At 67.6% G+C, this 25528-nt stretch carries 24 protein-coding genes; 14 read left to right on the top strand and 10 right to left on the bottom strand.

What is annotated here, in order from left to right; all coding sequences use genetic code 11:
• Positions 1 to 64 precede the first annotated feature (64 nt).
• Positions 65 to 1009, top strand: a complete 945-nt coding sequence (locus ACQ4LY_RS17220) for an ABC transporter permease (protein WP_431073487.1) — start codon at positions 65 to 67, stop codon at positions 1007 to 1009.
• A complete protein-coding gene (locus ACQ4LY_RS17215) occupies positions 1009 to 2205 on the top strand; it encodes an ABC transporter ATP-binding protein (protein ID WP_431073485.1) in 1197 nt (398 codons plus the stop codon). Before ACQ4LY_RS17220 ends, ACQ4LY_RS17215 begins: the two co-directional genes overlap by 1 nt.
• 59 nt (positions 2206 to 2264) lie before the next feature.
• Here the strand turns inward: ACQ4LY_RS17215 and ACQ4LY_RS17210 are convergent, their stop codons facing one another.
• Positions 2265 to 3278 (bottom strand): glycosyltransferase family 2 protein, encoded by a 1014-nt coding sequence (locus ACQ4LY_RS17210; protein ID WP_431073483.1) that lies wholly within the window; start codon positions 3276 to 3278, stop codon positions 2265 to 2267.
• A gap of 84 nt (positions 3279 to 3362) precedes the next feature.
• Here ACQ4LY_RS17210 and glf point away from each other — a divergent pair, with 84 nt between their 5' ends.
• Genes glf through ACQ4LY_RS17195 form a run of 3 tightly spaced genes read left to right on the top strand, consistent with a single transcriptional unit; the run spans position 3363 to position 6065 of the window.
• Positions 3363 to 4499, top strand: a complete 1137-nt coding sequence (gene glf, locus ACQ4LY_RS17205) for a UDP-galactopyranose mutase (RefSeq protein WP_431073481.1) — start codon at positions 3363 to 3365, stop codon at positions 4497 to 4499.
• 10 nt (positions 4500 to 4509) lie between these two features.
• Positions 4510 to 5328, top strand: a complete 819-nt coding sequence (locus tag ACQ4LY_RS17200; RefSeq protein WP_431073479.1) for an ABC transporter permease — start codon at positions 4510 to 4512, stop codon at positions 5326 to 5328.
• Complete coding sequence (locus ACQ4LY_RS17195; protein ID WP_431073477.1) at positions 5328 to 6065, top strand: ABC transporter ATP-binding protein; 738 nt, start codon at positions 5328 to 5330, stop codon at positions 6063 to 6065. The genes ACQ4LY_RS17200 and ACQ4LY_RS17195 overlap by 1 nt, the downstream gene beginning before the upstream one ends.
• Positions 6066 to 6084: 19 nt before the next feature.
• On the opposite strand, the gene ACQ4LY_RS17190 is transcribed toward ACQ4LY_RS17195, so the two are convergent.
• From ACQ4LY_RS17190 to ACQ4LY_RS17175, 4 genes are all read right to left on the bottom strand, one after another.
• Complete coding sequence (locus ACQ4LY_RS17190) at positions 6085 to 6657, bottom strand: hypothetical protein (protein WP_431073474.1); 573 nt, start codon at positions 6655 to 6657, stop codon at positions 6085 to 6087.
• Positions 6658 to 6662: 5 nt separating this feature from the next.
• Positions 6663 to 7619, bottom strand: coding sequence for a glycosyltransferase family 2 protein (locus ACQ4LY_RS17185; RefSeq protein ID WP_431073472.1), 957 nt, complete (start codon positions 7617 to 7619; stop codon positions 6663 to 6665).
• Positions 7620 to 7719: 100 nt separating this feature from the next.
• Positions 7720 to 9018 carry an O-antigen ligase family protein gene (locus ACQ4LY_RS17180; protein ID WP_431073470.1) on the bottom strand — a complete coding sequence of 433 codons (1299 nt, stop codon included), beginning with the start codon at positions 9016 to 9018 and terminating at the stop codon, positions 7720 to 7722.
• A complete protein-coding gene (locus ACQ4LY_RS17175) occupies positions 9015 to 10430 on the bottom strand; it encodes an O-antigen ligase family protein (protein ID WP_431073468.1) in 1416 nt (471 codons plus the stop codon). The genes ACQ4LY_RS17180 and ACQ4LY_RS17175 overlap by 4 nt, the downstream gene beginning before the upstream one ends.
• Positions 10431 to 10517: 87 nt before the next feature.
• On the opposite strand from ACQ4LY_RS17175, the gene manA reads away from it, so the two are divergent.
• From manA to ACQ4LY_RS17155, 4 genes are all read left to right on the top strand, one after another.
• Positions 10518 to 11660: a mannose-6-phosphate isomerase, class I gene (gene manA / locus ACQ4LY_RS17170; protein ID WP_431073466.1), complete on the top strand. Its 1143-nt coding sequence runs from the start codon at positions 10518 to 10520 to the stop codon at positions 11658 to 11660.
• 157 nt (positions 11661 to 11817) lie between these two features.
• Complete coding sequence (locus tag ACQ4LY_RS17165; protein ID WP_431073464.1) at positions 11818 to 12135, top strand: WhiB family transcriptional regulator; 318 nt, start codon at positions 11818 to 11820, stop codon at positions 12133 to 12135.
• A gap of 148 nt (positions 12136 to 12283) precedes the next feature.
• Positions 12284 to 15355 (top strand): glycosyltransferase, encoded by a 3072-nt coding sequence (locus tag ACQ4LY_RS17160; protein WP_431073462.1) that lies wholly within the window; start codon positions 12284 to 12286, stop codon positions 15353 to 15355.
• Positions 15352 to 16734 carry a DUF5719 family protein gene (locus ACQ4LY_RS17155; RefSeq protein WP_431073460.1) on the top strand — a complete coding sequence of 461 codons (1383 nt, stop codon included), beginning with the start codon at positions 15352 to 15354 and terminating at the stop codon, positions 16732 to 16734. Before ACQ4LY_RS17160 ends, ACQ4LY_RS17155 begins: the two co-directional genes overlap by 4 nt.
• A 32-nt stretch (positions 16735 to 16766) precedes the next feature.
• On the opposite strand, the gene ACQ4LY_RS17150 is transcribed toward ACQ4LY_RS17155, so the two are convergent.
• On the bottom strand, positions 16767 to 17108 hold the full coding sequence (locus tag ACQ4LY_RS17150) for a metallopeptidase family protein (protein WP_056308476.1): 342 nt from the start codon (positions 17106 to 17108) through the stop codon (positions 16767 to 16769).
• Between the two features lie 165 nt (positions 17109 to 17273).
• Here ACQ4LY_RS17150 and ACQ4LY_RS17145 point away from each other — a divergent pair, with 165 nt between their 5' ends.
• From ACQ4LY_RS17145 to ACQ4LY_RS17130, 4 genes are all read left to right on the top strand, one after another.
• On the top strand, positions 17274 to 17480 hold the full coding sequence (locus tag ACQ4LY_RS17145; protein WP_056308474.1) for a DUF3499 family protein: 207 nt from the start codon (positions 17274 to 17276) through the stop codon (positions 17478 to 17480).
• An 80-nt stretch (positions 17481 to 17560) separates the two neighbouring features.
• The gene (locus ACQ4LY_RS17140) at positions 17561 to 18520 is read left to right on the top strand and encodes an efflux RND transporter periplasmic adaptor subunit (protein ID WP_431073458.1); all 960 of its coding nucleotides are present in this window, start codon (positions 17561 to 17563) and stop codon (positions 18518 to 18520) included.
• On the top strand, positions 18517 to 19293 hold the full coding sequence (locus ACQ4LY_RS17135; RefSeq protein WP_431073456.1) for an ABC transporter ATP-binding protein: 777 nt from the start codon (positions 18517 to 18519) through the stop codon (positions 19291 to 19293). Before ACQ4LY_RS17140 ends, ACQ4LY_RS17135 begins: the two co-directional genes overlap by 4 nt.
• Positions 19290 to 20504, top strand: coding sequence for an ABC transporter permease (locus ACQ4LY_RS17130; protein WP_431073454.1), 1215 nt, complete (start codon positions 19290 to 19292; stop codon positions 20502 to 20504). The genes ACQ4LY_RS17135 and ACQ4LY_RS17130 overlap by 4 nt, the downstream gene beginning before the upstream one ends.
• Before the next feature lie 25 nt (positions 20505 to 20529).
• Here ACQ4LY_RS17130 and ACQ4LY_RS17125 read toward each other — a convergent pair whose 3' ends face one another.
• Positions 20530 to 21339, bottom strand: a complete 810-nt coding sequence (locus ACQ4LY_RS17125; RefSeq protein WP_431073452.1) for an RDD family protein — start codon at positions 21337 to 21339, stop codon at positions 20530 to 20532.
• Positions 21340 to 21355: 16 nt separating this feature from the next.
• On the opposite strand from ACQ4LY_RS17125, the gene ACQ4LY_RS17120 reads away from it, so the two are divergent.
• Complete coding sequence (locus ACQ4LY_RS17120) at positions 21356 to 22348, top strand: stage II sporulation protein M (RefSeq protein WP_431075716.1); 993 nt, start codon at positions 21356 to 21358, stop codon at positions 22346 to 22348.
• A gap of 27 nt (positions 22349 to 22375) precedes the next feature.
• Here ACQ4LY_RS17120 and ACQ4LY_RS17115 read toward each other — a convergent pair whose 3' ends face one another.
• The 3 genes from ACQ4LY_RS17115 to ACQ4LY_RS17105 are packed head-to-tail and all read right to left on the bottom strand — an operon-like array spanning position 22376 to position 25427.
• Positions 22376 to 23173: an aquaporin gene (locus ACQ4LY_RS17115; RefSeq protein ID WP_431073450.1), complete on the bottom strand. Its 798-nt coding sequence runs from the start codon at positions 23171 to 23173 to the stop codon at positions 22376 to 22378.
• A gap of 22 nt (positions 23174 to 23195) precedes the next feature.
• Positions 23196 to 24503 (bottom strand): DUF58 domain-containing protein, encoded by a 1308-nt coding sequence (locus ACQ4LY_RS17110; RefSeq protein ID WP_431073448.1) that lies wholly within the window; start codon positions 24501 to 24503, stop codon positions 23196 to 23198.
• Positions 24504 to 25427, bottom strand: a complete 924-nt coding sequence (locus ACQ4LY_RS17105) for an AAA family ATPase (protein WP_311243464.1) — start codon at positions 25425 to 25427, stop codon at positions 24504 to 24506. It lies immediately after the preceding gene.
• Between the last annotated feature and the right edge of the window lie 101 nt (positions 25428 to 25528).

Here is a 25528-nt window from a genome sequence, read left to right as displayed (position 1 = left end):
GCGACGGCATTCGTGATGCTCCGGGCGTCGCGATCGGGTCATCAGCGGAGTCGCGTAGGATGAGGTGTTCACGTTGACCCGGACGATGGTGGAGTTGGTGGAGAAGAACGACCGGTACACCCGTCTCGAGGCGGCCCCTTTCATGCGCACGGACGCAGCAGGATTCCGTGTAGCCGCGCGCGGCGGAAAGATCAGAGAGATCTTCGAGCGCAGGGAGCTCCTCAGGCTCCTCGTACGCCGCGACCTCCAGTCGCGCTATCGCGACAGCGTTCTCGGATTCCTCTGGACGATCATCCGCCCGATCATCGTCTTCCTGATGTACTACGTAGTTCTCGGGAAGTTCCTGCGTGCCGCGGAAGGCGTCCCCGACTTCGCGATCTATCTCTTCTCCGGGCTCACACTTTTCGGCCTCTTCGCCGAGATGGTCGTCGGGGCGACCGGGTCCATACTCGCGAACTCCGGGCTGGTCAAGAAGATCTACCTGCCGCGCGAGATCTTCCCACTCGCGAGCATCGGTGGCGCAGGATTCATGTTCCTCGTGCAGTGCCTCGTGCTGCTCGTAGCCGCGATCATCATGAAGGCGCTCCCGGCGCCGGTCGAGATGCTCTGGTTCTTCCCCTCTGTCGCTCTCATACTCGTCTACGGCCTGGCAGCGGGATTGTTCCTCTCCGCGGTGAACGTCTACCTTCGTGATGTCCAGTACCTGACCGACCTGCTCATGATGCTCGCCATGTGGGGCTCGCCCATCGTCTACACATGGACGATGGTCTCGTCGGCGTTCAAGACCATGCAGCTGCCGACATGGCTGTTCGAGATCTACGTCAACAATCCCGTCACCTTGGGCGTGCTCGGATTCCACCGAGCCTTCTGGAGCGGCGGAACGAATGCTGACTATCCGCCCGACCTGGGGATGCGTATGCTGATCGCCGGTCTTGTCGGCACCGTCCTCGTATACCTTGCACACCGTGTCTTCACGCGCCTGCAGGGCAACTTCGCCCAGGAGCTCTGATGGTCGTCTCATCAACACCCGGACCGGACGTCGTCCGTATCGAGAATGTCACGAAGACGTTCCAGATCCGCAAGGACAACACGCTCAAAGACCGTCTCTTCCATTTGGGAAAGTTGGGTCGCCAGCACCGCAGCCATTACACCGCCGTGGATGACGTCGACGTGACCATCCAGGCTGGGACGACGGTGGGGCTTCTCGGCCCGAACGGCTCGGGCAAGAGCACCCTGCTGAAGATCATCGGCGGAATCATCGCCCCCTCGACGGGGCAGATCCTCACACGTGGACGCATGGCGGCGTTGCTGGAGCTCGGTGCGGGCTTCCACCCCGACCTCAGCGGGCGCGAGAACGTGTACCTGAACGCCTCGATCCTGGGATTGACCCGCGAAGAGACGGCGAGCCGTTTCGACGCCATCCACGAGTTCAGCGGCATCGGCGAATTCATCGATACGCAGGTGAAGTTCTATTCCTCCGGGATGTTCGTGCGTCTCGCGTTCGCGGTGGCAATCCACACCGAACCCGACATCCTCCTGGTTGATGAGGTTCTCGCGGTCGGTGACGAAGCGTTCCAGCGGAAGTGCATGGACCGGATCGCTAAGTTCCGCGCGGCTGGCTGCACCATCATCCTCGTTTCACACTCCGCGGCACAGGTGCAGGAGCTGTGCGACAGGGCGCTCGTGCTGAATGAGGGCGAGCTGGTGTTCGACGGCGACGTGAACGAGGGCGTTTCGGCGCTTCGCGACGTGCTCGAAGGACGTCGGGTCGGTGAACTTCCGAAGCCCGACGAAGATCGTCCGATCGAGGTCACGAGAATCTCTCTGCATGATGGGGACGGGCGTGACGTGGAGTCCGTGCGCAGTGGCGATCCTCTCATCATCCGTCTGCATGTCCGTGCTCGTGAAGCGATGGATCGTTGGGAGACCGGGTTCAGCATCGACACGCCGCTGGGCCAGATGCTCCTGGCCGCGAATACGGAGCGTCTGGGCATCGCGCTCCCGGCGATCGATGCGGGAGACGGGCACATGGACTTCCGGATCGATGAGGTCAACCTCGGCGCCGGACAGTATTTCATCAACGCCAACGTCTCCGAAATCATCGACATCGACTCGCACATCCTCTGGCAGGGAGCGAAGTTCAACGTTCTCGAAGAGACGAAGAATCTCGGCCCGCTGTCGGCTCGCATCACAGCCGCATCCTGAGAGGGAAACGGGCCTCGCGGCATAGTTCGGAGTCTTTTCGAGACGATGCCTCGGGGTGCTCAAGAGCGCCGGTGGATGGTCCGGTCGTAGACGAAGACTTCTGCGCGACGCAGAAGCAGCATCCCTGTGCAGCGGAACCGCTGCATCCACGTGAGCCGGGATTTGAGCGACCGGACGAGTGCGCGGTCAGCACGATGACGCTCAGCGTCCGCTGCGGTCTGCACTGCTCGCTGCTCGAATTGCAGGGCTGTGAGGCCGTAGAAGGCCCTGGCGGGCAGAATGCCTTTCGCCAGCGCGGTCTCGAACGATCGCGCGTGGGCCTGCACGATGTCATGGTAGTAGGACGCCGAGCGCAGAGAGTGAGAGACGCTGTCGCCGCGCTGCAACCAGAAGTAGAGCCGATCGCTGCACGAGGCCACACGCCGCATGCGCAGATAGAGATCCATCGCGATCGCCACGTCCTGGGCGAATCGGCCGGCTGGGAACCGGAGTCCGTCGAAGAGTGAGGCTCGATAGAGCTTGCCCCAGTTCGCTTCGCTGAAGTACCGGAGCTCCTGCTTCTTCAGACGCCGCAGCGCCACGCTGAATACGTTCTGGTAGCTGTTTCCGGGATCGTCGAATGCGATGGCATTCCCTGGCGGGTCGTCACGATGCTCTTCGAGCGCCTCTGCGGCCGCGCTCGCACCGACGTTCCACCACCGGCAGCAGCTCATGTCGGCGTCCGCATCGATGAGGATGCTCAGCAGCCGCTCGACGAGGTGAGGGCTCATCAGATCATCGTTGTCGCAGAAGGTGATGAAGTCGCCTGTGGCCGCATCCAGACCGGCGTTCTGTGCCGCGCCGATGCCCCCGTTGGCCTGGTGGATCACCCGCACCCGCGGGTCGCCCTCTGCGATCTCGTCGCACAGCGCTCCCGACCCGTCTGTCGAACCATCATCGACCAGGATCACATCCAGCTCGCGATGTGTTTGCGACAGGATCGATGCGACGCATGGTCCGAGGTGCGCGACCGCGTTGTAGACGGGGACGATGACGGATACCGTACGCTCGTAGGCGGGTAGATCAGTGGACATCACGATCGATAGTACCCGTCGCCTGCCTGTGGCTTCGACGATGTCGATTCGTTGTCGCGCCCGGGCGTGGAAGGAAACAGCAACATGGATCTCCTCGTCGTGGGTTCGGGCTTCTTCGGCCTGACCATCGCAGAACGTGCCGCGAACGCCGGCCGCAAGGTGACGGTCATCGACCGTCGTCATCACATCGGCGGCAACGCGTACAGCGAGGCGGAGCCCGAGACGGGAATCGAGGTGCACCGCTACGGCGCGCATCTCTTCCACACCTCGAACGCGACGGTGTGGGAGTACGTCAATCGCTTCACCACCTTCACGAACTACGTGCACCGCGTCTACACGACCCACAAGGGCACCGTCTTCCCGATGCCGGTCAACCTCGGCACCATCAACCAGTTCTTCCAGTCGGCGTACACGCCCGATCAGGCGCGAGCCCTCGTGCGCGAGCAGGCGGGCGAGTTCGACGTGAAGACGGCGGCGAACTTCGAGGAGAAGGGCATCGCCCTGGTCGGACGCCCGCTGTTCGAGGCCTTCTTCCGTGATTACACGGCCAAGCAATGGCAGACCGACCCGCAGAAGCTGTCCGGTGACATCATCAGCCGCCTGCCGGTCCGGTACACCTACGACAACCGCTACTTCAACGACACGTGGGAAGGCCTGCCGACCGACGGGTACACCGCGTGGCTGGAGCGGATGGCCGATCACCCGAACATCGAGGTGAAGCTGAACGTCGACTACTTCGACGACACGCAGCCGCTCAGCAAGAGGGCGACCGTCGGCCAGGTTCCCGTGGTCTACACCGGACCCGTCGACCGGTACTTCGACTACACCGAGGGTGCGCTGAGCTGGCGGACGCTCGACTTCGAACAGGAGGTCCTGAACATCAGGGACTTCCAGGGCACCACGGTGATGAACTATCCCGACATGGACGTGCCGTTCACGCGCATCCATGAGTTCAAGCACTTCCACCCCGAGCGCAAGGACGTCTACGAGTCCGACAAGACCGTCATCATGCGGGAGTTCTCGCGCTTCGCGACCCGCGACGACGAGCCGTACTACCCGGTGAACACCGACACCGACCGCGAGGGCCTGCTGGCCTATCGCGAACTCGCCAAGGGGGAGAAGGACGTCCACTTCGGCGGACGCCTGGGCACCTATCAGTACCTCGACATGCACATGGCGATCGGCTCGGCGCTGTCGCTGTGGAACAACACGCTCTCGTAGACTCGACCCTATGAGTCACGCTGCTGTCGGGGCGCCCGGGACGCCCCGGCGCTATCTGCATTCCCTGTGGCTGCTGTCGGCCCGAGACCTCAAGGTGCGGTACTCGACGAGCTTCCTCGGATATCTGTGGTCGGTGCTGGATCCGCTCGTGATGAGCGCCATCTACTGGTTCGTCTTCACTCAGATCTTCCACCGCGATGTCGGTGAAGAGCCGTACATCGTCTTCCTGATCAGCGCGCTCCTGCCGTGGGTGTGGTTCAACGCCTCGGTGTCGGACTTCACGAGAGCCTTCAAGAAGGACTCCCGGCTGGTGCGCTCCACGGCCATCCCTCGCTCGATCTGGGTCAACCGCATCGTTCTGAGCAAGGGCATGGAGTACCTCTTCTCCCTGCCGGTGCTCGCCGCCTTCGTGATCATCAACCTGCTCGTCGAGCAGAACCCCGCGAACACCGTCCACGTCGGATGGGGCATTCTCTGGATGCCGGTGGCGATGATCCTCCAAACTGTCCTGCTCGTGGGACTCGGACTGCTCGTCGCGCCGCTGTGCGTCCTCTACGTCGACCTGGAGCGGACGACGGCGCTGATCCTGCGGGCGATGTTCTACGCCACCCCCATCATCTACAACGTCACGGATCTGCCGGGGATGTTCCAGACCCTCGGAGCCTTCAACCCGCTCGCCGGGATCTTCATGCTCTATCGCATGCCCTTCTTCCCCGATCAGTGGAACCTCTTCACCCTGCTGATCAGCATTGGAATGACTCTCGTGATCCTGGCCCTCGGGATCTGGACGTTCCGGTCGCTGGAACGACCCGTGCTGAAGGAGCTGTGATGTCGACCGCCATAGAGGTGAAGGGGCTCGGCGTCCACTTCCGCCGCAACCGCCGCGGACGGCGCAGCTTCAAGGATCTGTTCGCCGGAGCATCGCGGCGCTCGCGCCCAGGCGAGTTCTGGGCGCTGCGCGACGTCTCGTTCACTGTGCAGCAGGGGGAGTCGATCGGTGTGGTCGGTCGCAACGGTCAGGGCAAATCCACGCTGCTGCGGCTCGTCGCGAAGGTCCTCCTGTCCGACGAGGGAACGGTGACCGTGAACGGGGGAGTCGCGCCCCTGATCGAGATCACAGGTGGCTTCGTCGGCGATCTGACCGTGCGCGAGAACGTACGACTGACTGCCGGCCTTCACGGCATGTCGCGCGACGAGGTCTCGCGACGCTACGACGACATCATCGATTTCGCAGAGCTCGCAGGTTTCGAGGACACGCCCTACAAGCACCTCTCGAACGGCATGAAGGTGCGCCTCGCATTCTCCGTCGTCTCACAGCTCGACGAACCGATCCTGCTCGTCGACGAGGTCCTCGCAGTCGGAGACAAGGCCTTCCGCGAGAAGTGCTACAAGCGCATCGACGAGCTGCTGGCCGAGGGCCGTACGCTGTTCTTCGTCAGTCACAACGAGCGCGACCTCCGACGTTTCTGCACGCGTGGCCTCTACCTCGACAAGGGCGCACTGGTGCTGGATGCGCCGATCGCCGAGGTGCTCGACCGCTACAACAAGGACTACAACGCCGGCTGAGGCCAGCGATGGGGATGCCTCAGGCTCCGACGAGGTCCGTCAGCACCTGCAGCGAGGTGCGTGCCGCATCGGCCGCGCTCGTCGTGTCGGATCCCTCGCTCGCTGCGGTCTTCAGATCGGCGAGTTTCTGAGCGTAGTCGGCGACTCCGTCAGTCCACTCCGTCGCGATCGACGACGGCGGCAGAGTGTCGGAGAGGCGCTGAGCGTCCTCCTGCAGCGTCTCGACGACCTGCACGGCATCCGGGCCGCTGCTGGCTGCGGCGATGTCGAGGCCGCGCGCGGCATCCTCGAGCCAGAAGCCGACCTGATCGCGGAACGTCTCGATGGAGGGATCCACCGGCTCAGGAGCGACAGTGACCGGGGGATCGGTCGGATCTCCGGGCTGGCTCTCGAACGGCGACGGCGATGCCGACGGCGTCTCGCTGGCACCGGGTGCCGGGGACTCGCCCCGAGGCAGGAGGAAGAACAGCAGCACACCGACGATGACGAGACCGGCGACGATGAGCCCCACGATGAGCGCGATGCGACCGCGGTTGCTCGGCTGGGGATCCATCGGTGCCCAGCGGACGTCCGGCTGCTGTTCGTCGGCCATGCTCGTCAGTCCTCCAGCGCGGGCATCGGCTTCCAGGAGCGGTCGCGGCCGAGCTTGCCGCCCTCCTTGAGCCCACGGAACAGATTGCTCGTCCCCCGCACCGTCCGCTCGACGAACAGCAGACGGATGAGCTCTTTCGCGAACGTCATCGACGTTCCGAGACCGAAGAGCACCGGGTTGTAGTTGTCGTGGATGCGGTAGTACTGCTTGATGTACGCGCGATTGCGCATGATGTAGAAGCGGTAGGCGTTGCTCGAGGCATTCATGTGGCGGATGCCCATGTCCCACTGCTTGATCTCACGGGTGCGCCGCAGAACGAACTCGTCGACGATCACCGCGGTGGTCTTGCGGGAGGCGAGCCACCCGTACATCTGGTCGTCCCAGTAGATGAAGAAGCGGTGGTCGGGGAGGCCGATCTGCGTGACGATCGAGCGGTGGATGAACATGCCCTCGAAGCATCCGCTGTTCATCTCCTTGTAGCCGGAGGCGTCGAACCCCGAGGGAGCGAACGGGATCGGGATGCCCATGCGCTCGGCGATCCGGTACTGCCAGTAGAACTCGCTGCCGTCGTAGTCGTAACGGCGTCCCTGGATGCTCTTGAAGCGAGGAGCCCACTTGCCCATCTTCGCGAGGCCGTCGGGGACGACCTCGACGTCGTCGTCCATCATCCAGATCCACTCGGAGCCGATCTCGTAGGCCGTGCGCATCCCCTCGCTGAAGCCACCGGATCCACCGGTGTTCGTGTCGAGTCGGCGATAGACGAGCTCGGTGCCGAGGCGCGGACGGAACGAGTCCACGACCTCGGTCGTGTCGTCGGAGGAGGCGTTGTCGATGATCACGACATGGCCGGGCTTCGGGTCCATCGCGGTGATGCTCTCGAGCAGACCGGTCAGCAGGTGCGATCGGTTGAAGGTGACGATGACGATCGTCGCGGACGCCGGGTCGAAGGGGGCGTGTGTCACGAGGTGATTTCTCCGGTGGCTGGGCGCCCGCAGGGCGCCGCGAGCAGATCCCACCCTACCCGGAAGAGCTTCGGAATCCGCCGAGGGCGCGTCGGTGCCCTCATACCTGAGGCTTCAGGGTCGGGATGGCCCCCGTGTGCGCCGCGTCGATGCTCTCTCGCCACGACCTCGTCTGGCCCGCGCGCAGGGCGCACAGCACCAGCATGAACCAGCCGGCTCCGACGAGGGTGAAGCTCTCGAACATCGATTCCACGGCGAGCGTGACCAGCATCAGCGGCGTCCATGCGTACACGACGGAGCGACGGACGCTCGCGACGAGCCAGGAGCGGATGGTGGCGATGCCGCCGAACAGCAGGAAGAGCACGAGCCCGGCCGTGCCCAGTTGCAGCAGCACGTCGAAGTACGCGTTGAGCGCGCTCTGGTGGTGGTCGTCGAGCAGGAAGTTGATGTAGGTGAAGGGGTATTCGCCACGAGCCCACGATCCGAACCAGCCCCACCCTTCAATCGGCTTGAGAGCGACGAAGTCGAGGATCGTGTTCCACAGGGTCGCCCTGACCGAGAAGTCGGATCCCGCGTCGAGCAGCGCGATGATCACGTGCCGCAGGGCGAATGCGGCTGCCAGCGCCAGCGCGACGAGCACGCCGAGCACCCACTGCACGATCGTGCGTCGCTCGGCGGGCGCGTGCCGCACGATCGTGAGAGCCACCGCCACGACGCCCACGGCCGCGGCGAGCACCAGGACCATGGGGGAGGAGGAGAAGAAGGCGAGGAGGCCCGCCAGCGCGATGGACGGGATGGCGATGCGCGCGGTCAGGGACTGTGACCGCCACTCGATGACGAACGTGATCAGCGCGATCACGGTCACGAAGCCCAGCATGTTGCGGCTGCCGAAGATTCCCTGCACCGGACCCCCGACCGCCAACTGGCCCTCGATACCGAGGAAGGTGAACGGAGTGTCCAGCAGCACGCCCGAGAGGATCTCGAGGGCGAGGGAGACGATCAGGAGCAGTCGCAGAGTGTCGCCGAGCGCCCGCACCGTCTGCAGAGTGTCGCGGATGTGTCCCACGGTGATGGCGAGGAACGCGAAGCCGAAGAGCTCCATCCACCCGAGCGCAGTGTCGGACTTGTCTGTCGACCACAGGACGCTGACGGCCGCCCAGGCGAGGAACGCCAGCAGCGACGACGGAGCGATCCGCAGCAGCGAGAGCTCTTCGCGTCGCACCCAGAGGATGCAGGCGCCGAGCGCGCAGAGGACGCCGATGACCGTGGCGAGCGTCACCGGCGACGCCGCGCGCTCGATCGTGAAGGCCGCGAAGACCGCCGTCAGCACGGCGATCGTGTAGGCGCGGGCGAACTCCGCCGAGCCGAGCAGATCCGCCACACGGCGACCGAAGGTCACGGAACCCGCCGACTTCTCTCGCCACGCTCGGTCACGCGTTCGCGCTCGCCGACGCCGACGAGCGGCACGGCCTTGATCTTGAACGACAGCAGGACCAGCAGCATCCATCCCCACAGCATGATGGGCGTCGACTCCGTGAGCCCCTGCACGAGAAGGACGACGGTGAAGAGGCTCGGCAGCAGGGTGATCGCGGAGTAGGACCGATCGGACTGGAGATCCCAGCGCGGCCGGTCGATGGCGAAGAACCAGGAGCGCCACAGCAGGCTGAGATACGCGAGGGCCATCAGCACCACGCCGAGCACGCCGAGCTGCATCAGAACGTCGAGCCACATGTTGTGCGCGTGGAACACCGTGATCCCGTGATCCTCGATCCACCCGGCGAAGGCAGGGTCGAAGGGCACCCACGGGCTGGAGAAGCCGTTGCCGAAGAGCGGATGCTGGGCGGCGCGCTCGAGGACCTTCTCCCAGATCTTGTCGGAACGTCCCGTCAGATCCGCACTGCGTCCGAGCAGAGCGAACAGCGGCTCGCGCAGCAGCCAGACGGCGGTGCCGATGACCGCGGCGCCGCCGATGAAGAGCACGTAGAGCCTGGTGCGTCCGCCGGGCGTCTTGGCGCGGCGCATCAAGAGAGCCACGACGAGCACTACTCCCGCTGCGGCCGCACAGGCGTATGCGGTGGCGGACCCTGCCCTGAGCAGGAAGTACGCGGCGAGCAGGCCCCAGAGCGCGAGAGTCGTCCGCCAGCGCGTGCGCGCGGCGAAAAGCACGCCGAAGGTGAGGATCGCGAACAGGCAGATGATCGCGAGCAGGTTGGAATTGCCCACGATGCCCTGGATGCGGCCGCCGTCGAGGAGGTTGCCGCGCACCCAATACCAGTGCGCGTTCGTCTCGCCCTCGGGGCGCACGAAGAAGTTCGGCAGGATCGGTCCGTGCACGACGAGCGCCACCCACAGCTCGATCGCGAGCGACAGGCCGAGGATCCATTTGAAAGCCGAGGCGAGGGCTCGAACGATCTCGTGCCAGGTGAGGACGTGCACGATGAACAGTGCGTTCACGGTCACGGTCGCCAGCAGCACCCAGGTGATGATCGTCGCCCCCGGCCACTGAGACCAGGCGACCGAGAGCAGCGCGACGACGGTGTACGCGGTCGCTGCCCAGGGCAGCCGTCGCCAGGCGAAGGGGTGCGGGCGCTTGCGGGCGATCATCGGGATGCCGATGCCGAGGGTGGCGAGCAGGAACACGACGAGCGTGATCGCCGCGCCGATCTCGCCCAGCAGGTTGTACACCGCCGAGTGAGCGAACGCCACGAACAGGACGAGGATGATGTATCCGCGCAGCAGAAGATGCCCCGTCGACTCGCGCTCGGGCGCGGTGGGCGGGGCGGCGGCCGGATGCTTCGTGTAGTGCGCCATCGCGTTCAGGCTACAGCGCGCAGCTCGCGGAGCACCTGATCGTGGTGCTCGTGGCACGGCGGGTTCCGGTGCCAATACTCTGGTGGCATGCTGCTCAGTCTCTCCAATGTGCCCCGCGACTACGCCTGGGGATCGCCGACGCTCCTCGCCGACCTCGAAGGTCGCGTTCCCGCCGGCGGCCCTGAGGCCGAGGTCTGGTTCGGAGACCACCCGGGGGATCCGGCGGACGTGCGGGGCGGCGGGACGCTCGACGCCGTCACGGGCGGATCGCTGCCCTACCTGCTCAAGCTGCTGGCTGCGGACTCTCCGCTGTCGATCCAGGTGCATCCGACCATCGAGCAGGCGAAGGCCGGATGGGCGCGGGAGTCCGAGGTCGCGGCTGACGACCCGAACCGCAACTATCGCGACGACAACCACAAGCCCGAGTTGATCGTCGCGCTGAGCGAGCGCTTCGAGTCCTTGAGCGGACTGCGTCCTCTCCCCGACACCCAGCGTCTGCTGTCCGCGCTGGGCGAAGGCACGGGAGTCGCCGAGCTGTCCTCTCGACTGGGCGCCGACGGAGATGTGCTCCGCGACACGATCGGCTGGCTGCTGTCCGGGGAAGCACAGGCCGTGGTCGACGACATCATCGCCTCGGTACGGGCCGCGGCCGATAAGGATTCGGGGGAGTGGGCGACCACACTGCGGGCGGTCGCTGCGATCGCGGATACGTACCAGGGTGACCCCGGCGTCGTCGTCGCTCTGCTCATGAATCACGTGGTGCTCCACCGCGGCGAGGGGGTCTTCCTCCGCGCGGGCCTCCTGCACGCCTACATCTCGGGTCTCGGGGTCGAGATCATGGCCGCGAGTGACAACGTGCTGCGCGGCGGACTCACTCCGAAGCGGATCGATGTGCCCGAGCTGCTCTCCATCCTCGATACGACGACCGGTGAGGTGCCGGTGCTCCGCCCGGCCGAGGTCGGCGCGATCACCGAATACCCGGTGCCCGTGGAGGACTTCGCGTTGAGCCGCGTCGTCCTTGACGGCGAGGAGGTGCCGGTCGAGGTCAGCGGGCCGACGATGGTGCTCGTCACAGCCGGTCGCGTCGAGGTCCGCGGCGCGAGCGGCGACGCGGTGGCCATCCCGATCGGCACGGCGGCTTTCGCGACGCCCGACGAGGGGCGTGTGACCCTGTCGGGTCAGGGCGAGGCGTTCATCGCATCTCCGGGCGGATCCGGCGCCGCCGCCTGAGCCTCGCATGCCGGCGCGACACGCCGTACGAGGCTCAAGAACCTTCAAGACCTGATTGAGGGTTTACGATCCGCGACTTGACCGATGGGAATGACACGGGTGTAATTAGTTGAGCACGGCCCGCCGAGGGGGCGGAATTTAGGGGTTGGAGAGCGAGATGACGGGTTACCGTTCAGACGTACCGGAGAACTGGTTCGTCGATCCGATCAACCTCGGTGTTCCCGGGGTCCGGAAGGCCGAGGCCGACGACGACAATGCTCTCGCCTGGCAGAGCGACGCGCTCTGCTCGCAGACCGATCCCGAGGCGTTCTTCCCCGAGAAGGGCGGCTCGACTCGCGACGCCAAGCGCATCTGCACGTCGTGCGATGTTCGCGGCGAATGCCTCGAATACGCGCTCAACAACGACGAGCGGTTCGGAATCTGGGGCGGGCTCTCAGAGCGCGAGCGCCGCAAGCTCAAGCGCCGCGCAAGCTGACGATCTTCATCGGCGCCGCATCACGACCACGGTCGAGGTGCGGCGCCGTTGCCGTCTCCGTCGGGATGCATGCTTCGCTCTTGGCTTCGCGGCCACGCCGGGGCAGCTGGTCCGCGGAATACCGCGGCGCGCATAGGCTGACCAGGTCATGCCAGCCCGAGTTCATGCAATCATCGTCGCGCGCCCCGGTTCCTCCGCCCGTGCGCAACTGCTCCGCACGCTGGATGCTCTGCGATCCCAGACCAGTCCGCCGGCGGCGATCACGCTGGTCATGTGCGGTGACGCCGCATCGGCACGTGAGAGCGAGACCGTGGCGGCCGCTGTCGAGGGAATCATCCAGGCGCGCAGCGGCACGTCGTTCGCCGACGCTGTCGAACTCGCCCGACCCCGCGTCCTCGAGGGGAGTGCGGTCTGGCTGCTCGCGCACGACACGGCGCCCCATGAGCGCGCGCTCGAAAGGCTCGTGGGAACCCTCGAGCGCTCGCCATCCGCCGCGATCGTCGCTCCCAAGCTCGTGCAGACCGACAACGATCGTGAGATCGTCTCGTTGGGCGTGAGTATGACGACTCTCGGCCGCACGGTCGAACTGGCCGCCGGCGAGCTCGACCAGGGACAGCACGACGGCACCGACGACGCGCTCGGAGCAGACGTCCGAGGGATGCTCATCCGTGGCGAGGTGCGCGATGCCCTCCGCCCCGACCCCGCCCTTCCCGGAGCAGATCTCGGACTGGATCTCGGCGTTCGCGCGCGGCTCGGCGGCGGACGTGTCGTGCTGGCTCCATCGGCTCGGGTCTCGGTCTCGCCGGACGGCCCCGGTGCTCTGCCGCATGGCCGCAGCAAGCGCGCGTTCGCGACGAGGCTCGCCCAGCTGCATCGTCGCCTCGCCTACGCACCCGCGGTCGCCGTGCCGCTGCACTGGCTCGCCCTCCTTCCTCTCGCGCTCTGGCGGTCGGTGACGCACCTCGTCGGCAAGCGTCCGGAGGCGGTGGCCCCGGAATGGGGCGCCGCTGTGACCGCGATGTTCCGTTTCGCGGCGATCGCGCGCTCGCGCGGCAGCATCCGCGCGTTCCGCACCTCCAGCTGGTCGAGCATCGCGCCGCTCCGCGTGAGCAGCTCTGATCTGCGCCGGCGCCTCGACGACGGGCACGGCAGTGAAGGCGGAGCCGTCAGCGAGCTCCGGTTCTTCTCGGGTGGCGGCGCCTGGGCCGTGCTCGCAGCGCTCGTGGTGAGCATCGCGACGTTCACCACCGTCCTCGCGTGGCCCGTATTGGGTGGCGGGGCGCTCCTGCCGCTGCGGGCGACCGTCGAAGCACTGTGGAGTGACGCCGCCTGGGGGCTGCGCGGACTCGGCGCAGGGGTGGTCGGTCCGGCGGATCCCTTCGCCGCGGTGATCGCCGTCCTCGGATCGCTGTGGCCGGGAGCCCCCTCTTTCTCTCTCGTGCTGCTCTGGGTTCTCGCTCTGCCGCTCGCCGTGCTCGGCGGTTGGTTCGCCGCCACTCGGGTGACCGACCGAGCAGGCCTCCGCATCTTCGCCGGAATCGTGTGGGCGCTCGCACCCACCTTCCTCACCGCCCTGGTAGACGGTCGTCCCACGGGCGTGCTGGTGCACCTGCTCCTCCCGTGGCTCTTCCACGCTGCGGTCGTCGCGCATCGCTCATGGGGCGCGGCGGGCGCGGCATCGCTCCTCTTCGCCGCCGTGACAGCGTGCGCCCCCTCGCTCGCGCCCGCTCTCCTGCTGCTCTGGGTCGTCGCACTCGGCATCACGCTGGCCGGTGCGCGCATCCGCGGAGCGATCCGCCTGCTCTGGGTGCCGGTGCCCGCCATCGCCCTCTTCGCACCCCTCGTGCTCTGGCAGCTGCGCCACGGAAGCCTCATCGCCGTCCTCGCCGACCCCGGGTCCATCTGGGCCGGTCCCCAGGCGACAGCGGATGCCGCAGGCCGGCTCGCGCTGGCCACGGGCTTCCCCTCGGGAGACATGGCCGGTTGGGGCTGGGCATCGTGGCTCGGGCTGGAGATGGCGCCCTGGGTCGCGCTGCTGCTCGCACCTCTCGCTCTGCTCGCTCTCGTCTCGGCCGTCGCACCTCGCTGGCGGGCAGGTATCACCCTCCTCATCGTCGCCCTCTCCGGCCTCGCCACAGCATTCCTCGCCGTCGGTGTCACCGTCTCCTTCGCCCAGGGCATGCCGGTCGCGATCTGGCCGGGCACAGGGTTGAGCCTCGCGTGGATCGGCGTGACGGGGGCTGCGCTCGTGACGCTCGACACCGCATTGACGATCCCTCGTCTGCGCGTTCTGAGTGCCGCCGTCGCGGGTCTCGCGATCGCGGTGTGCGCCGTCCCGTCGCTCTCCGCGTTCCACTTGGATTCCTCGGCGCTCCGCGACGGTCCCGCCTCGACACTGCCGGCGTACGTCGCCGCGCAAGCGGGCGCGGATCGACCCGTGGGGACGCTGGTGCTCACGCCGCAGAACGACGGTGGGCTCGCGACCGAGGTGGCGTGGGGTGGGAGCGAGACCCTGAGCGCCCAGACGACGATCCTGTCGACGGCCACAGAGCTACGAGGAACCGACCTCACGACCCTCGCGGTCGATCTGCTCTCGGCGCGCGATTTCGACGCCGCGGCGGAACTCGGGGAGCAGGGCATCTCCTACGTGCTCCTGGCCAAGGTGTCCGACGACGAGTCGGACCGTGCGCGCACGCTGCGAACCGTGGCCGTGACATCTCTCGATCAGCGTGCGGGCTTCGTCCAGGCGGGGACCACGGATCGCGGCGTCCTCTATCGGCTCGAAGCTGAGGCATCGCCGCGCGCTCCGCTCTCCGCAGGCCAGGAGGCGACTGCGCGTCTGGTGATCACGCTCCAGCTGGTCCTCGTGTTCGCCGCGCTCCTGCTGTCGGTGCCCACACGTGCGTCTCGACGCGCGGCCCGCGCCAAGTCGCGCATCGTGGGGCGAGCGGCCGAAGAGCCCCTCGTGCTGCCGAGGCACCCGGAAGATCGCGACGACCATGATGCGTCGGGAGTCCCGGACGCTGTGCCGGAGACTCCGTCCGACCCGGAGGAAGAGGTGGATGCCGTCGACTCGGCCGCTGGCGAATCTGCCGGCGAGGCATCCCCGGAGGGCGACGGAGAGCCCGCCTCGGACGTGTCGGCTGCGGAACCCGCGGCGGAGGGCGCAGAGGGCGCCCCCGACGAAGGACCGGACCACGATGAGGAGGCGCGACGATGAGCACCAACCGTGCATTCCGGGTGGCCGCCACCGGCGCTCGAGTGCTGACCGGCGCGGTCGTCGCTGCGGCTTGCGTCATCGGGGCCGCGATCGCGGTGACCGCGCCGTGGCCCACCGTCACGCATGAGCCCGCCCAGGCCGAGGTCACGCCGCTTCCCGGGGACACGGTGCTCGTCTGCAACGGCGACTTCCGCGCGATCGGGCGCAACCCCTCGAAGTCGCTCGAGATGGTCTCGGCGGCGGAGCCGCGCCTGACCGCTCAGGGGTCGTCCGGGCGTCCGGAATCGAGCCCGCTGCCTGCGAAGGATCTCGCCGACGGCGGCACGGCCCAGCGTCTGGTCGGAGCGGTCGAAGGCCGAGAAGCGCCGCTGCTCGGCGCGACCGAGTCGTTCTCGCTCGCCGAGGACGACCTCTTCGGTCTCGCCGCCGCTCCCTGTCGACCCGCCGGCCTCGAGTCCTGGCTCGTCGGCGGCACCGTCGCCACCGGCACGGAGGACCTCATCGTCCTCACCAACCCCGGCGTCGTGCCCTCGACCGTCACTCTCGGCCTGTACGGGTCGGTCCGCGCGTCGAGCACCGTGATCGTTCCGGCCGAGTCCCAGATCGCCCTTCCGCTGACCTCGATCGCGGTCGGATCCGACTATCCGGTCGTCAAGGTGACCGCGACCGGTTCGCCGGTGCGCGCAGTGCTGCAGTCGTCGCTCACGCGGACGCTCGACCCTGCGGGTGCCGACCTGCAGGATGCCGTCGCTGCACCTCAGCGCAATCCCGTTCTCCCGGGGATCCAGGTGTTCGAGAACGAAGGCGACAACTCCGACATGGCGGTCGTGCGGCTGCTCTCGCCCGACGTCGACGCCGAGGCGGTGGTGACCCTGAGCAAGCTGGGTTCCTCTGCGACCGCTGCGGAACTCGAGGTGCCGCTCACGGCCGACGTGCCGACCGAGCTCTCGCTCTCGACGCTCGCGCCGGGAGAGTACACGGCGCGGATCGAATCCGACGCCCCTGTGCTGGCCGCCGTCCGACAGCAGGACGGGGCAGGTCCGCAGACCGACTTCGCCTGGGTCCTTCCCGCGCCGGAGGTCGAGGACGACGTCTACGTGTCGATCCCGGCAGGGCCGTCGCCTCGTCTCGTGCTCGTGAACAGCGAGGACTCCGATTGCACCGTGCAGCTGGCCCCCGTCGACGGCGGGGAGCCCATCGAGGTGACGGTCCCCTCGGGGTCGTCCGCGTCGGTGCCGGTGACGGAGCGCACGGTCTACGCCCTGTCGACCTCGGGTCCTGTGCACGCATCCGTCGCGATGACGGCAACCGGGGCGCTCGCCGTCTGGCCGGTGTGGCCCTCGGCGGGAGCTCAGCAGAGCATCACCGTCTACCCCTGAGGTGCGGGCAGCGCCGATGCGGCGGCTCGAACTCAGTGGTCGTGGCCGCCGAGGTCCCAGGGCTCGCGTCCGACGTATTCGGCCGCAGCCCGGAAGACGGCGCTCTCGATGGCCATCCGCCGGTGGGCGCCGTCGTCGTGCCCTGGGGGGAGCAGTCGCTCGATCGGGAGACGGAAGAGCACGATGCGCTGCTTCTCATGGTCGAGGTGCCATCGAGGCACCTCGTCCGTCGCCTCGAACGCCGGCATCGCGCCGATCTCGAACCGGACCTCCTGCAGTTCCGGCCAGGTGCCTCGGAGGAATTCCACTGCCGTGCCCACGGTGAGGTCGAACCGGTCGATGCGACCGTCGAGAGGTGCCAGCGGAGGACGCACGACCTCGCTGCGCCCGAGGCGCCCATGGCGGCCGTGTCGAGCACCACGGCGCGGAGCGGCGGAGGTGCGGGGACGACGAGGCATAGCGAAAGTCTAGGCCGAGTCTGCGGCCGTGGGCGGCGCGGCATCCGTCGACCGTCGGCAGCGGCCCGTATCCTGACGGGAATGGACGCAAGACTCTGCTCGAAGGTCGGCTGCGCGCGAGAAGCCGTGGCGACGCTCACCTACGACTACGGCGATCAGATGGCGGCGCTGGGCCCCCTCGGCATGGCGAACCATCCGCACGCGCACGACCTCTGCGCGCAGCATGCGGATCGGCTGTCGGTCCCCGCCGGATGGCTCGTGGTTCGGCACGAGGCGCTGCGCGCCTGACCGATCTGATCGCAGAACGCCCGGGACACGCCGCCTGCCGCGCCCGGGTCGCTCGAGCATCCCGGCTACGCTGACCGCGGATGCGCCAAGGCGGCGCGGCCGGAAAGGCAGCCGTGATCGTCTGGCGACGCTGGATCTTCCCTCTTCTTCTCGTGCTCGTGTTCGGGGCATGTGCGGCGGCACTCGTGAAGATCGCGTTCTTCCCTGACCGCACGGAGGCGATGGTCAGCCCGGAGTCGTCTGTCAGTGATCCGGTCATCCCGGTCGAACGCGGCTCCGTCGTGAATGCGCTGACCCTGAGTGGCAACGTCGCGCGTGACGATTCGTTCCCGGTGCGCAACGAGATCAACGGAACCGTCCTCGCGGTCCACGTCGCAGAGGGGGCGACCGTCGCCGCCGGCCAGAAGCTCTTCACCATCAGGCAGGACGAGCCGAAGAAGGACATCGACGTCGTCGCCGCCGAAGCGGGGGACGTGTCGGAGATCGCCCTCGTGAAGGGCCAGGTCACCTCGGCGGGAACAGAGAGCTACACCCTCACCCCCGCGCGGTACCACCTGCTCGCGACGGTGGAACCCGCGCAGCTGTACCGGTTGGTGAACGCGCCCGCCGAGGCCTCCGTGAGCATCACCGGAGGACCGGCTCCGTTCACGTGCACCGGGGTGCGCGTGCAGGTGAGCACAGAGGGCACTGCGAGCGTGCGTTGTGCGGTTCCGGCCGATCAGGTCGTGTTCGCAGGACTGCCCGCGACGATGGATCTCGCGCTCGGGCAGGTCGACGACGCACTGGTCGTGCCGGTCACCGCAGTGCAGGGCGGTGCGGGCACGGGAAACGTCTGGGTGGATGAGGGTGACGGAAGTGAGCCAGCAGAGCGACCGGTGACGCTCGGAGTGAACGACGGCACCATGGTCGAGGTCGTGTCCGGCCTCGAAGAGGGTGAGTCGATCAGGCAGTTCGTCCCCGGCTTCGTCGCTCCTGTGGAGGAGTTCTGCTACGAGGTCGCTCCGGGCGTCGAGCAGTGCGACAGCGGGACGAGCTGGTGACTCTCGTCGCTCTGGCCGACGTGACCAAGAGCGTGCGACTGCCCGACGACTCGGAGCTGGAGATCCTCCGGGGCATCACGATCGACGTGAGCGCCGGCGATCACGTCTCGATCGTCGGCCGCTCCGGCTCCGGCAAATCGACCCTGCTGAACATCCTCGGGATGCTCGACACCCCCACCAGCGGTACGGTCGCGTTCGAAGGGCGTGAGGTGCGGCGCATGCGGTCGGGGCGACTGGATCGCCTGCGCGGCGACAACGTCGGTTTCGTGTTCCAGCAGTTCAACCTGCTTCCCGGGCGCACCGCGCTCGACAATGTCATGATGCCGCTCGGTCATGCCAAGGGGCGACTCTTCTGGAATCGACGACAGATAGCAGCCGACATGCTCGAGCGGGTGGGCCTCGGCCACCGGGTCGAGCAGATCGCCGACCGGCTCTCCGGCGGCGAGCAGCAGCGAGTGGCGATCGCCAGAGCGCTCGTGCGTCGCCCGGTGCTGATCCTCGCCGACGAGCCGACCGGCGCCCTGGACATCGACACGGGGGCCACTGTCATGTCGCTGCTCGACGAGGTCGCGACCGAGACGGATGCCGCGCTCGTGACGATCACTCACGACCTGCACGTCGCAGCCCGCGCACGCAGGCACTATCGCCTCGATGCCGGCGTGCTCGAGACGGCCGATCTCAGCCGCGCCTTCGAGGCGTCGACACTGGCTGCGTCGGTTCCGTCCGCGCCGGTGGCATCGATGCCGGCGACGCGCCGGGAGGCGACCTCATGACCGGGATCCTCGGCGCCCTCTCCGACGCGTGGGCGGAGATCCGGGTGCACAAGCTGCGGGTGCTGCTCAGCCTGATCGGCATCGCTGTCTCAGTGGCGGCGCTCACGGGTGTCGTCGCGCTCTCGGAGTACCAGAGGCAGTTCCAGGCGGAGCAGTCGGACCGATGGGGCGGACGGGCGGCGACTCTCGTGGTCGGCATCAGCACCGCAGACGGCCTGCCCGTCGACGTCGATGCCTTCGACGAACGGTTCACACGCGTGTCGGAACGATTCGGATTCAGTCACACCGCGCGGATCGCGCAGGGGATGGTCGTCCCCGTGCAGCTTCCGGACGGGATCGTCGACGTCAACGCGCGACTGATCGATCCGCTGTACTCGCAGATCCACCGCGAGCAGCTGCTGGAGGGCCGCTGGCTGAGAGACGGCGATGTCGAGGCTCTCGCGCCGCCGGTCGTGATCACCGAGGCGCTGTGGGACCGGATCGGTCGGGTCCCGGTGGCGCAGCACCCGACCCTCACCCTCTCAGGAGCGGCAGGCGGCACCTATCAGGTGGTCGGCGTCGTGCCCCGACAGGGTTTCGGCGACGAGGAGCTCCGTGTCGACATCCTGTACGAGGCGTATCGTGCTCGGGTCGACGCCCTTCCCGAAGGAGCCTGGCCGCAGTACGAGGTGTGGCTCGGACAGACGGAGGTCGACGAGATCGCCCCCGTGCTCGCGATGGACCTGCGGGCAGGTCTGCCCGAGGGGCAGACAGTATCGGTCAGTCGCTCCGATTGGGCGGCGCAGCCGGGAGCCCTGGACGCGCAGGCGACTTTCGAGATGGTCACGGGCGGCATCGCAGCGGTCATCCTCGCGCTGGGCGCCCTGAGTCTGATCAACATCCAGCTGGTCGCGATGCGTCAGCGGGTGCGTGAGATCGGGGTTCGACGTGCGTTCGGGGCGACGTCCGGTCGGGTCTTCTTCTCGGTCTTCCTCGAGAGTCTCGTCGCGACCACCGTCGCCGGGCTCGTCGGTATCGCGATCGTGGTCGCCGTGCTCCGCTCGGAGTGGGTGGTGACGTCGCTCTTCTACGGCATCCAGGACATCCCGCCCTTCCCGATGCGCGCCGCGTTCGTCGGCCTCGCCGCCTCGATCGTCGTGGGTGCGGTCTCCGGATTCATCCCCGCGCTCGTCGCACTGCGAGTGAAGGTCATCGACGCGATCCGGTTCTGACAGGGCGGATGACGACGCTGAGGTGTCAGACCCCGACGCGACGTCCGGTGAGCTTCTCTGCGCGACGGTCGGCGTTCTGCAGAGCCCGGCGCTCGCGTTCACGCCGGAGGACCGTGATCCCGACCAGCACGACCTCCGGCGCTGCCGCGGGCAGCGGCGACACGAAGGGGGAGGCCTCGGTGAGCAGATCCTGCGCGACCCGCGCACGAGCGGCCGGCACCATCCGCGGTGCGCTCTGCAGGAACTGGGAGATGCGGCGGGCGAGACGATCGGGCAGTCGGGCGACGTCAGCGATCTGAGCCCAGCCGACGAGCATCGGCGGGAGGACCGGGACCTGTGGGATGAGCTTCGGCGCGCGGACGCGCTGACTGTAGGTGCCCGCGACCATGTCGCCGAGGCGCTGAGAGCGGGCGCTGAAAGCACCGGCGAGTACGGCGACGCTGCCGAGCGTCATGTAGATCTCCAGAACCCCGAGGAGGGCGCGGATGAACGCGTGGCGGAATCCGGTCGCGCCTCCGTCGATGCGCACGATGCGCCCGCCGACCGCGAGCTTGCCGAGGCTCCGTCCCTTGAGCGCGACCTCCATCGTGATCGGGAGCACGACGAAGCTGACCACGATCGACGCGATAGCGGCGATCGTGTCGGTCGCCTCGTCGAGGATGCCGAGGTCCAGCAGCCACAGCCGCAAGAAGAGCGTCAGGAGGAATACGGCGAAACCGACCAGGAGATCGATGATCGCGCCGGCTGCTCGCAGCACGAAGCCGATCGGCTGAACGTCGATCGCCACGGCTTCGCCGGAGAGCACCTCGTCGGATGTATCGAGCGGGGCAGACATGAGTACAGTAAATCAGGTGGATGCCGATGCACTGACAGATGCACGCCGCGCCGAGTGGGAGCGGCTGGAACAGCTGAGCCGCGCCCGGCTCGACGGGGCGGGAGTCGACGAGATGATCGTCCGATACCGTGCGGCATCCGCGGATCTCGCCGAGCTGAAGACCTCCGTCGGTGAATCACCGCAGGGCGCCTATCTGTCCACGATCCTCGTGCGCGCACGACTGCGGCTGACGGGAGCCTCCGACAGCATCCTCACCCAGACGGCGCGGTTCTTCTCTCTGCAGCTGCCCGCCGCTCTGTACCGGCTGCGCTGGACGACTCTGGTGATCGCTCTTTCCTTCATCGCGATCGTCGTCGGGACGGCCGCCTGGATCTCGTCGGATCCTGCGCTGCTCGCGACCCTCGGCCCCCCGAATGCGCTCGAGCAGTATGCAGACGAGAGCTTCACCGGTTACTACACCGAGAACCCCGCAGCGGTGTTCATGGGGATGGTCTGGTGGAACAATGCCTGGATCGCCCTGCAGTGTGTGCTCTTCGGCATCACCGGGCTGTGGCCGATCAACGTGCTGGTGCAGAACGCGATGGGGCTCGGCGTGTCCGCTGCGGTGATGACGGCGCACGACCAGGTCGACGTCATGATCCTCTACATCCTGCCGCACGGTCTGCTCGAGATGACCTCGATCTTCGTCGCCGCTGCAGGCGGGCTGCACCTGTTCTGGTCATGGGTCGCACCGGGCAACAGATCACGCGGAGAGTCCCTCGCCGCGGAGGGGCGGTCGCTCGCGACTGTCGCGATCGGACTCGTCTTCGCACTGTTCGTCTCCGGGCTGATAGAGGGGTTCGTCACGGGCTGGGCACTGCCCTGGCCCGTCAAGATCGGCGTCGGCGTGGCAGCCCTCGCCGCCTTCCTGATCTACATGCTCGTGATCGGCGGACGAGCGTATCGCCGCGGCGAGACCGGTGATCTCGTCGAGTACGAAGCGGGGACGCCGAGACTTCTGGCGGGCTGACCGGAGTCCTTCCGACTTCTTGGCTGATCAGCTGTCGCGCTCCGCTGCGCTGTCGACGCTCCGGTCCGGCACGTCGAACAGCCCTCGATACGCGAACCCTGCGAGCAGCGCGCCGACGATGGGGAAGACGACGAAGACCCACAACTGGGTGAGGGCTTCAACGTTCCCGTAGACGGCCGTGGCGATCGACCGGGCCGGGTTCACCGAGGCGAAGTCGATCGGCAGGATCACCAGATGGATGACGGCGAGAGTGAGGCCGGTCACGACACCGCCGAAAGCGGTGCCGCGCACGGGATGCGTCACCCCGAGGATCACGAGCACGAGCACCGCGGCGAAGAGCGCCTCGACGATGATCGCGGCGCCGAGGCCGAACCCTGCGGGTGAGGCGGCCGCGAACCCGTTGCTGGCGAAACCCTCGACGCGCCGCGCCTCGAGCCAGCCCTCCGGACCGAAGAGGCCGATCAGGAAGACCAGGGTCGACGCGATCAGACCTCCGATGCACTGGGCGATGACGTACGCGGGCACCTCGCGCCACGGCATCCGACCGGCAGCGGCGACGCCGACGGTCACGGCGGGGTTGAAGTGGCCGCCGGAGATGGGTCCGAACGCGTAGAACACGGAGGTGAGGGCGAATCCCGCCGCGAGGGCGATGCCGATGAAGCCGATGCCCTGGTCGGTCGTCTCCGTACCCGCACCGAACCGTGCCGCGAACATCGCGGCGCCGACGATGGCGAGGACGAGTGCGGACGACCCGAAAGCCTCGGCGGTCAGCCGGACCGTCATCGTGGAGGATCCGTGGCGCGCGTCACTCGTGGTCTTCGTCACTTCCTGGCTCCTGTTCGTGTGCTCACAGTCGTCCCGCGGCTTTGAGCTCGAGGTACCTGTCGGCGATGCGCGGGGGCAGTGTCTCGGGGTCCGCGGCGATCGCCTCGCCGCCGGCGCGCCGGACGGCATCCGCGACGTTCTCGGCATCTCGCATCGTCCGCTCCGCAGCAGCCGCGAGATAGATGTCCTCGCGTGATCCGCGCTGCCGCGCGAGATCGGCGATGCCGTCGTCGGTCACCGACCCCACGAGGATGGACGTCGCCCGAGAGGCATCGGGGAAGGCTCCGAGGAACCCTCTTGCGGACTCCGCCGCATCCTGCGCCGTCAACACGACGATCAACGCGGGACGCGTCGTGAGCGTGCGCACGGCAGCGAACGCGCCGTGCCAGTCGGTGTCGACGAGACGGGCATGCACAGGCGCCATCGCGTCGGTCAGCGCGGGGAGGAGAGCGGTGCCCTCGACGCCGGTGACGCGTGCGCGCACGACCCGGTCGTACATCAGCAGATGCACGTGATCGCCCGCGCGCGCGGCGAGTGCGGCGAGCAGCAGGGACGCTTCGAGTGCGGCGTCCACTCTGGTGCCGTCGCTGACGCGCGCGGCGGCGGTGCGGCCGGTGTCGATGATGATCACGACGTGGCGGTCGCGCTCAGGGCGCCACGTGCGGAGCATCGTGGTGCCGGCGCGAGCGGTGGCGCGCCAGTCGATCGAGCGGACGTCGTCGCCTCGCACGTACTCGCGGAGCGAGTCGAACTCCGTGCCCTGGCCGCGGACCTGGATGCTGGTGTTGCCGTCGAGCTCGCGCAGGCGTGCGAGCCGGGAAGGCAGGTGCTTGCGCGACGAGAAGGCGGGAAGGACGCGGATGGTCCCGCGCACCCGGTGGCGTGCCTGCCTGCCGGCGATCCCGAGCGGTCCCCGGGAGCGGATCATCACGAACTCGCTCGACAGCTCGCCCCGGCGCCGGGGGAGAAGAGGGATCGACACGCGGCGACGCTCGCCCGAAGGGATGCTGAGACGCTGACGGTCCTCGACGGCCCCGGCCGTCGGCTGCCACGCGTCGCGGATCAGCGCATGCAGAGTGCGGGAGCCCTGGTTCTGCAGCGCGACGCTCACCGGCACGAGTTCACCGAGTCGGGTGCGCGTCGGCACGCGCCTGGTCACGACGACCGAGCGCGGGCTGGGCGCCAGCAGCACGTCCAGCACGATCAGGACGACGCAGAGCCCCACCCAGATGCCGAGCGCGGCGTACGGCGGATAGCCCACGAGTCCTGCGAGGACGAGCGGGACGATGCCGACGGCGACGGCGAGGGCGAGACGGCCGGTGACGAACACCTAGATCGGCACCCTGGTCTGCTGCACGACGGAGGTCAGGACGGCATCTGCCGAGACGCCCTCCATCTGGGCATCGGGGCGCAGCTGCAGACGGTGGCGCCAGACGGGTACGAGCATCGTCTGCACGTGGTCCGGTGTGACGGCCGACGACGCGTTGAGCCAGGCCCAGGCTTTCGCAGCGGCGAGCAGGCCGGTCGACGCACGAGGGCTCGCGCCGAGCTCGACGGAGGGCGACTGCCTCGTGGCTCTGGCGAGATCGACGACGTAGCCGAGCACGTCGTCCGTCACGTCCACGCGTCCGGCTGCGGCCTGAGCCGCACGGATCTCGTCCGCGGTCACGGTGGCCTCGACGCCGGTGAGCTCGCGGGGCGAGAAGCCCGACGCGTGCTTGCGGAGCACCGACACCTCCGCGTCGCGCTCGGGCATGCCGACGACCAGCTTCATCAGGAAGCGATCGAGCTGCGCTTCGGGCAGCGAGTACGTGCCCTCGTGCTCGATAGGGTTCTGTGTGGCAGCGACGAGGAAGGGATCGGGGAGAGCACGGCTCACTCCGTCCGCTGACACCTGGCGCTCCTCCATGGCCTCGAGCAGCGCTGCCTGGGTCTTCGGGGGTGTGCGGTTGATCTCGTCGGCGAGCAGGATGTTGGTGAACACCGGGCCTGCACGGAAGTCGAACTCGCCCGTGCGTGCGTCATAGACGAGCGACCCGGTCACGTCGCCCGGCATCAGGTCGGGAGTGAACTGCACCCGCTTCGTGTCGAGGCCCAGTGCGCGAGCGAACGAGCGGACGACGAGGGTCTTTGCGACACCGGGTACGCCCTCGAGCAGCACATGCCCTCGTGCGAGCAGCGAGACCAGCAGACCGGTCACCGTGCCCGCCTGGCCGACGACGGCCTTGTCGACCTCGGTTCGCACGCGGTGCATGGCCTGACGCAGCTCGGCGTCGTTGAAGTTCTCAGCGGTCACGTGGTGTCCTCGGCTTCCGTTCGGATGGATGGACGGCGGTTCGGCGTGATGGTCGGTGG

It is taken from the genome of Microbacterium phyllosphaerae, assembly GCF_050628115.1.
GTDB classification, from domain to species: Bacteria; Actinomycetota; Actinomycetes; order Actinomycetales; family Microbacteriaceae; genus Microbacterium; species Microbacterium phyllosphaerae_A.
This window is presented reverse-complemented; position numbering and strand designations above follow the sequence as displayed.

Coding starts and splice junctions, on each gene's coding strand:
- ACQ4LY_RS17195 (WP_431073477.1), top strand. CDS start 5,328: ATGTCGACCGCCATAGAGGTGAAGGGGCTCGGCGTCCACTTCCGCCGC.
- glf (WP_431073481.1), top strand. CDS start 3,363: ATGGATCTCCTCGTCGTGGGTTCGGGCTTCTTCGGCCTGACCATCGCA.
- ACQ4LY_RS17125 (WP_431073452.1), bottom strand. CDS start 21,339: ATGTCTGCCCCGCTCGATACATCCGACGAGGTGCTCTCCGGCGAAGCC.
- ACQ4LY_RS17165 (WP_431073464.1), top strand. CDS start 11,818: ATGACGGGTTACCGTTCAGACGTACCGGAGAACTGGTTCGTCGATCCG.
- manA (WP_431073466.1), top strand. CDS start 10,518: ATGCTGCTCAGTCTCTCCAATGTGCCCCGCGACTACGCCTGGGGATCG.
- ACQ4LY_RS17105 (WP_311243464.1), bottom strand. CDS start 25,427: ATGCACCGCGTGCGAACCGAGGTCGACAAGGCCGTCGTCGGCCAGGCG.
- ACQ4LY_RS17130 (WP_431073454.1), top strand. CDS start 19,290: ATGACCGGGATCCTCGGCGCCCTCTCCGACGCGTGGGCGGAGATCCGG.
- ACQ4LY_RS17155 (WP_431073460.1), top strand. CDS start 15,352: ATGAGCACCAACCGTGCATTCCGGGTGGCCGCCACCGGCGCTCGAGTG.
- ACQ4LY_RS17140 (WP_431073458.1), top strand. CDS start 17,561: ATGCGCCAAGGCGGCGCGGCCGGAAAGGCAGCCGTGATCGTCTGGCGA.
- ACQ4LY_RS17200 (WP_431073479.1), top strand. CDS start 4,510: ATGAGTCACGCTGCTGTCGGGGCGCCCGGGACGCCCCGGCGCTATCTG.
- ACQ4LY_RS17145 (WP_056308474.1), top strand. CDS start 17,274: ATGGACGCAAGACTCTGCTCGAAGGTCGGCTGCGCGCGAGAAGCCGTG.
- ACQ4LY_RS17190 (WP_431073474.1), bottom strand. CDS start 6,657: ATGGCCGACGAACAGCAGCCGGACGTCCGCTGGGCACCGATGGATCCC.
- ACQ4LY_RS17160 (WP_431073462.1), top strand. CDS start 12,284: ATGCCAGCCCGAGTTCATGCAATCATCGTCGCGCGCCCCGGTTCCTCC.
- ACQ4LY_RS17175 (WP_431073468.1), bottom strand. CDS start 10,430: ATGGCGCACTACACGAAGCATCCGGCCGCCGCCCCGCCCACCGCGCCC.
- ACQ4LY_RS17215 (WP_431073485.1), top strand. CDS start 1,009: ATGGTCGTCTCATCAACACCCGGACCGGACGTCGTCCGTATCGAGAAT.
- ACQ4LY_RS17210 (WP_431073483.1), bottom strand. CDS start 3,278: ATGTCCACTGATCTACCCGCCTACGAGCGTACGGTATCCGTCATCGTC.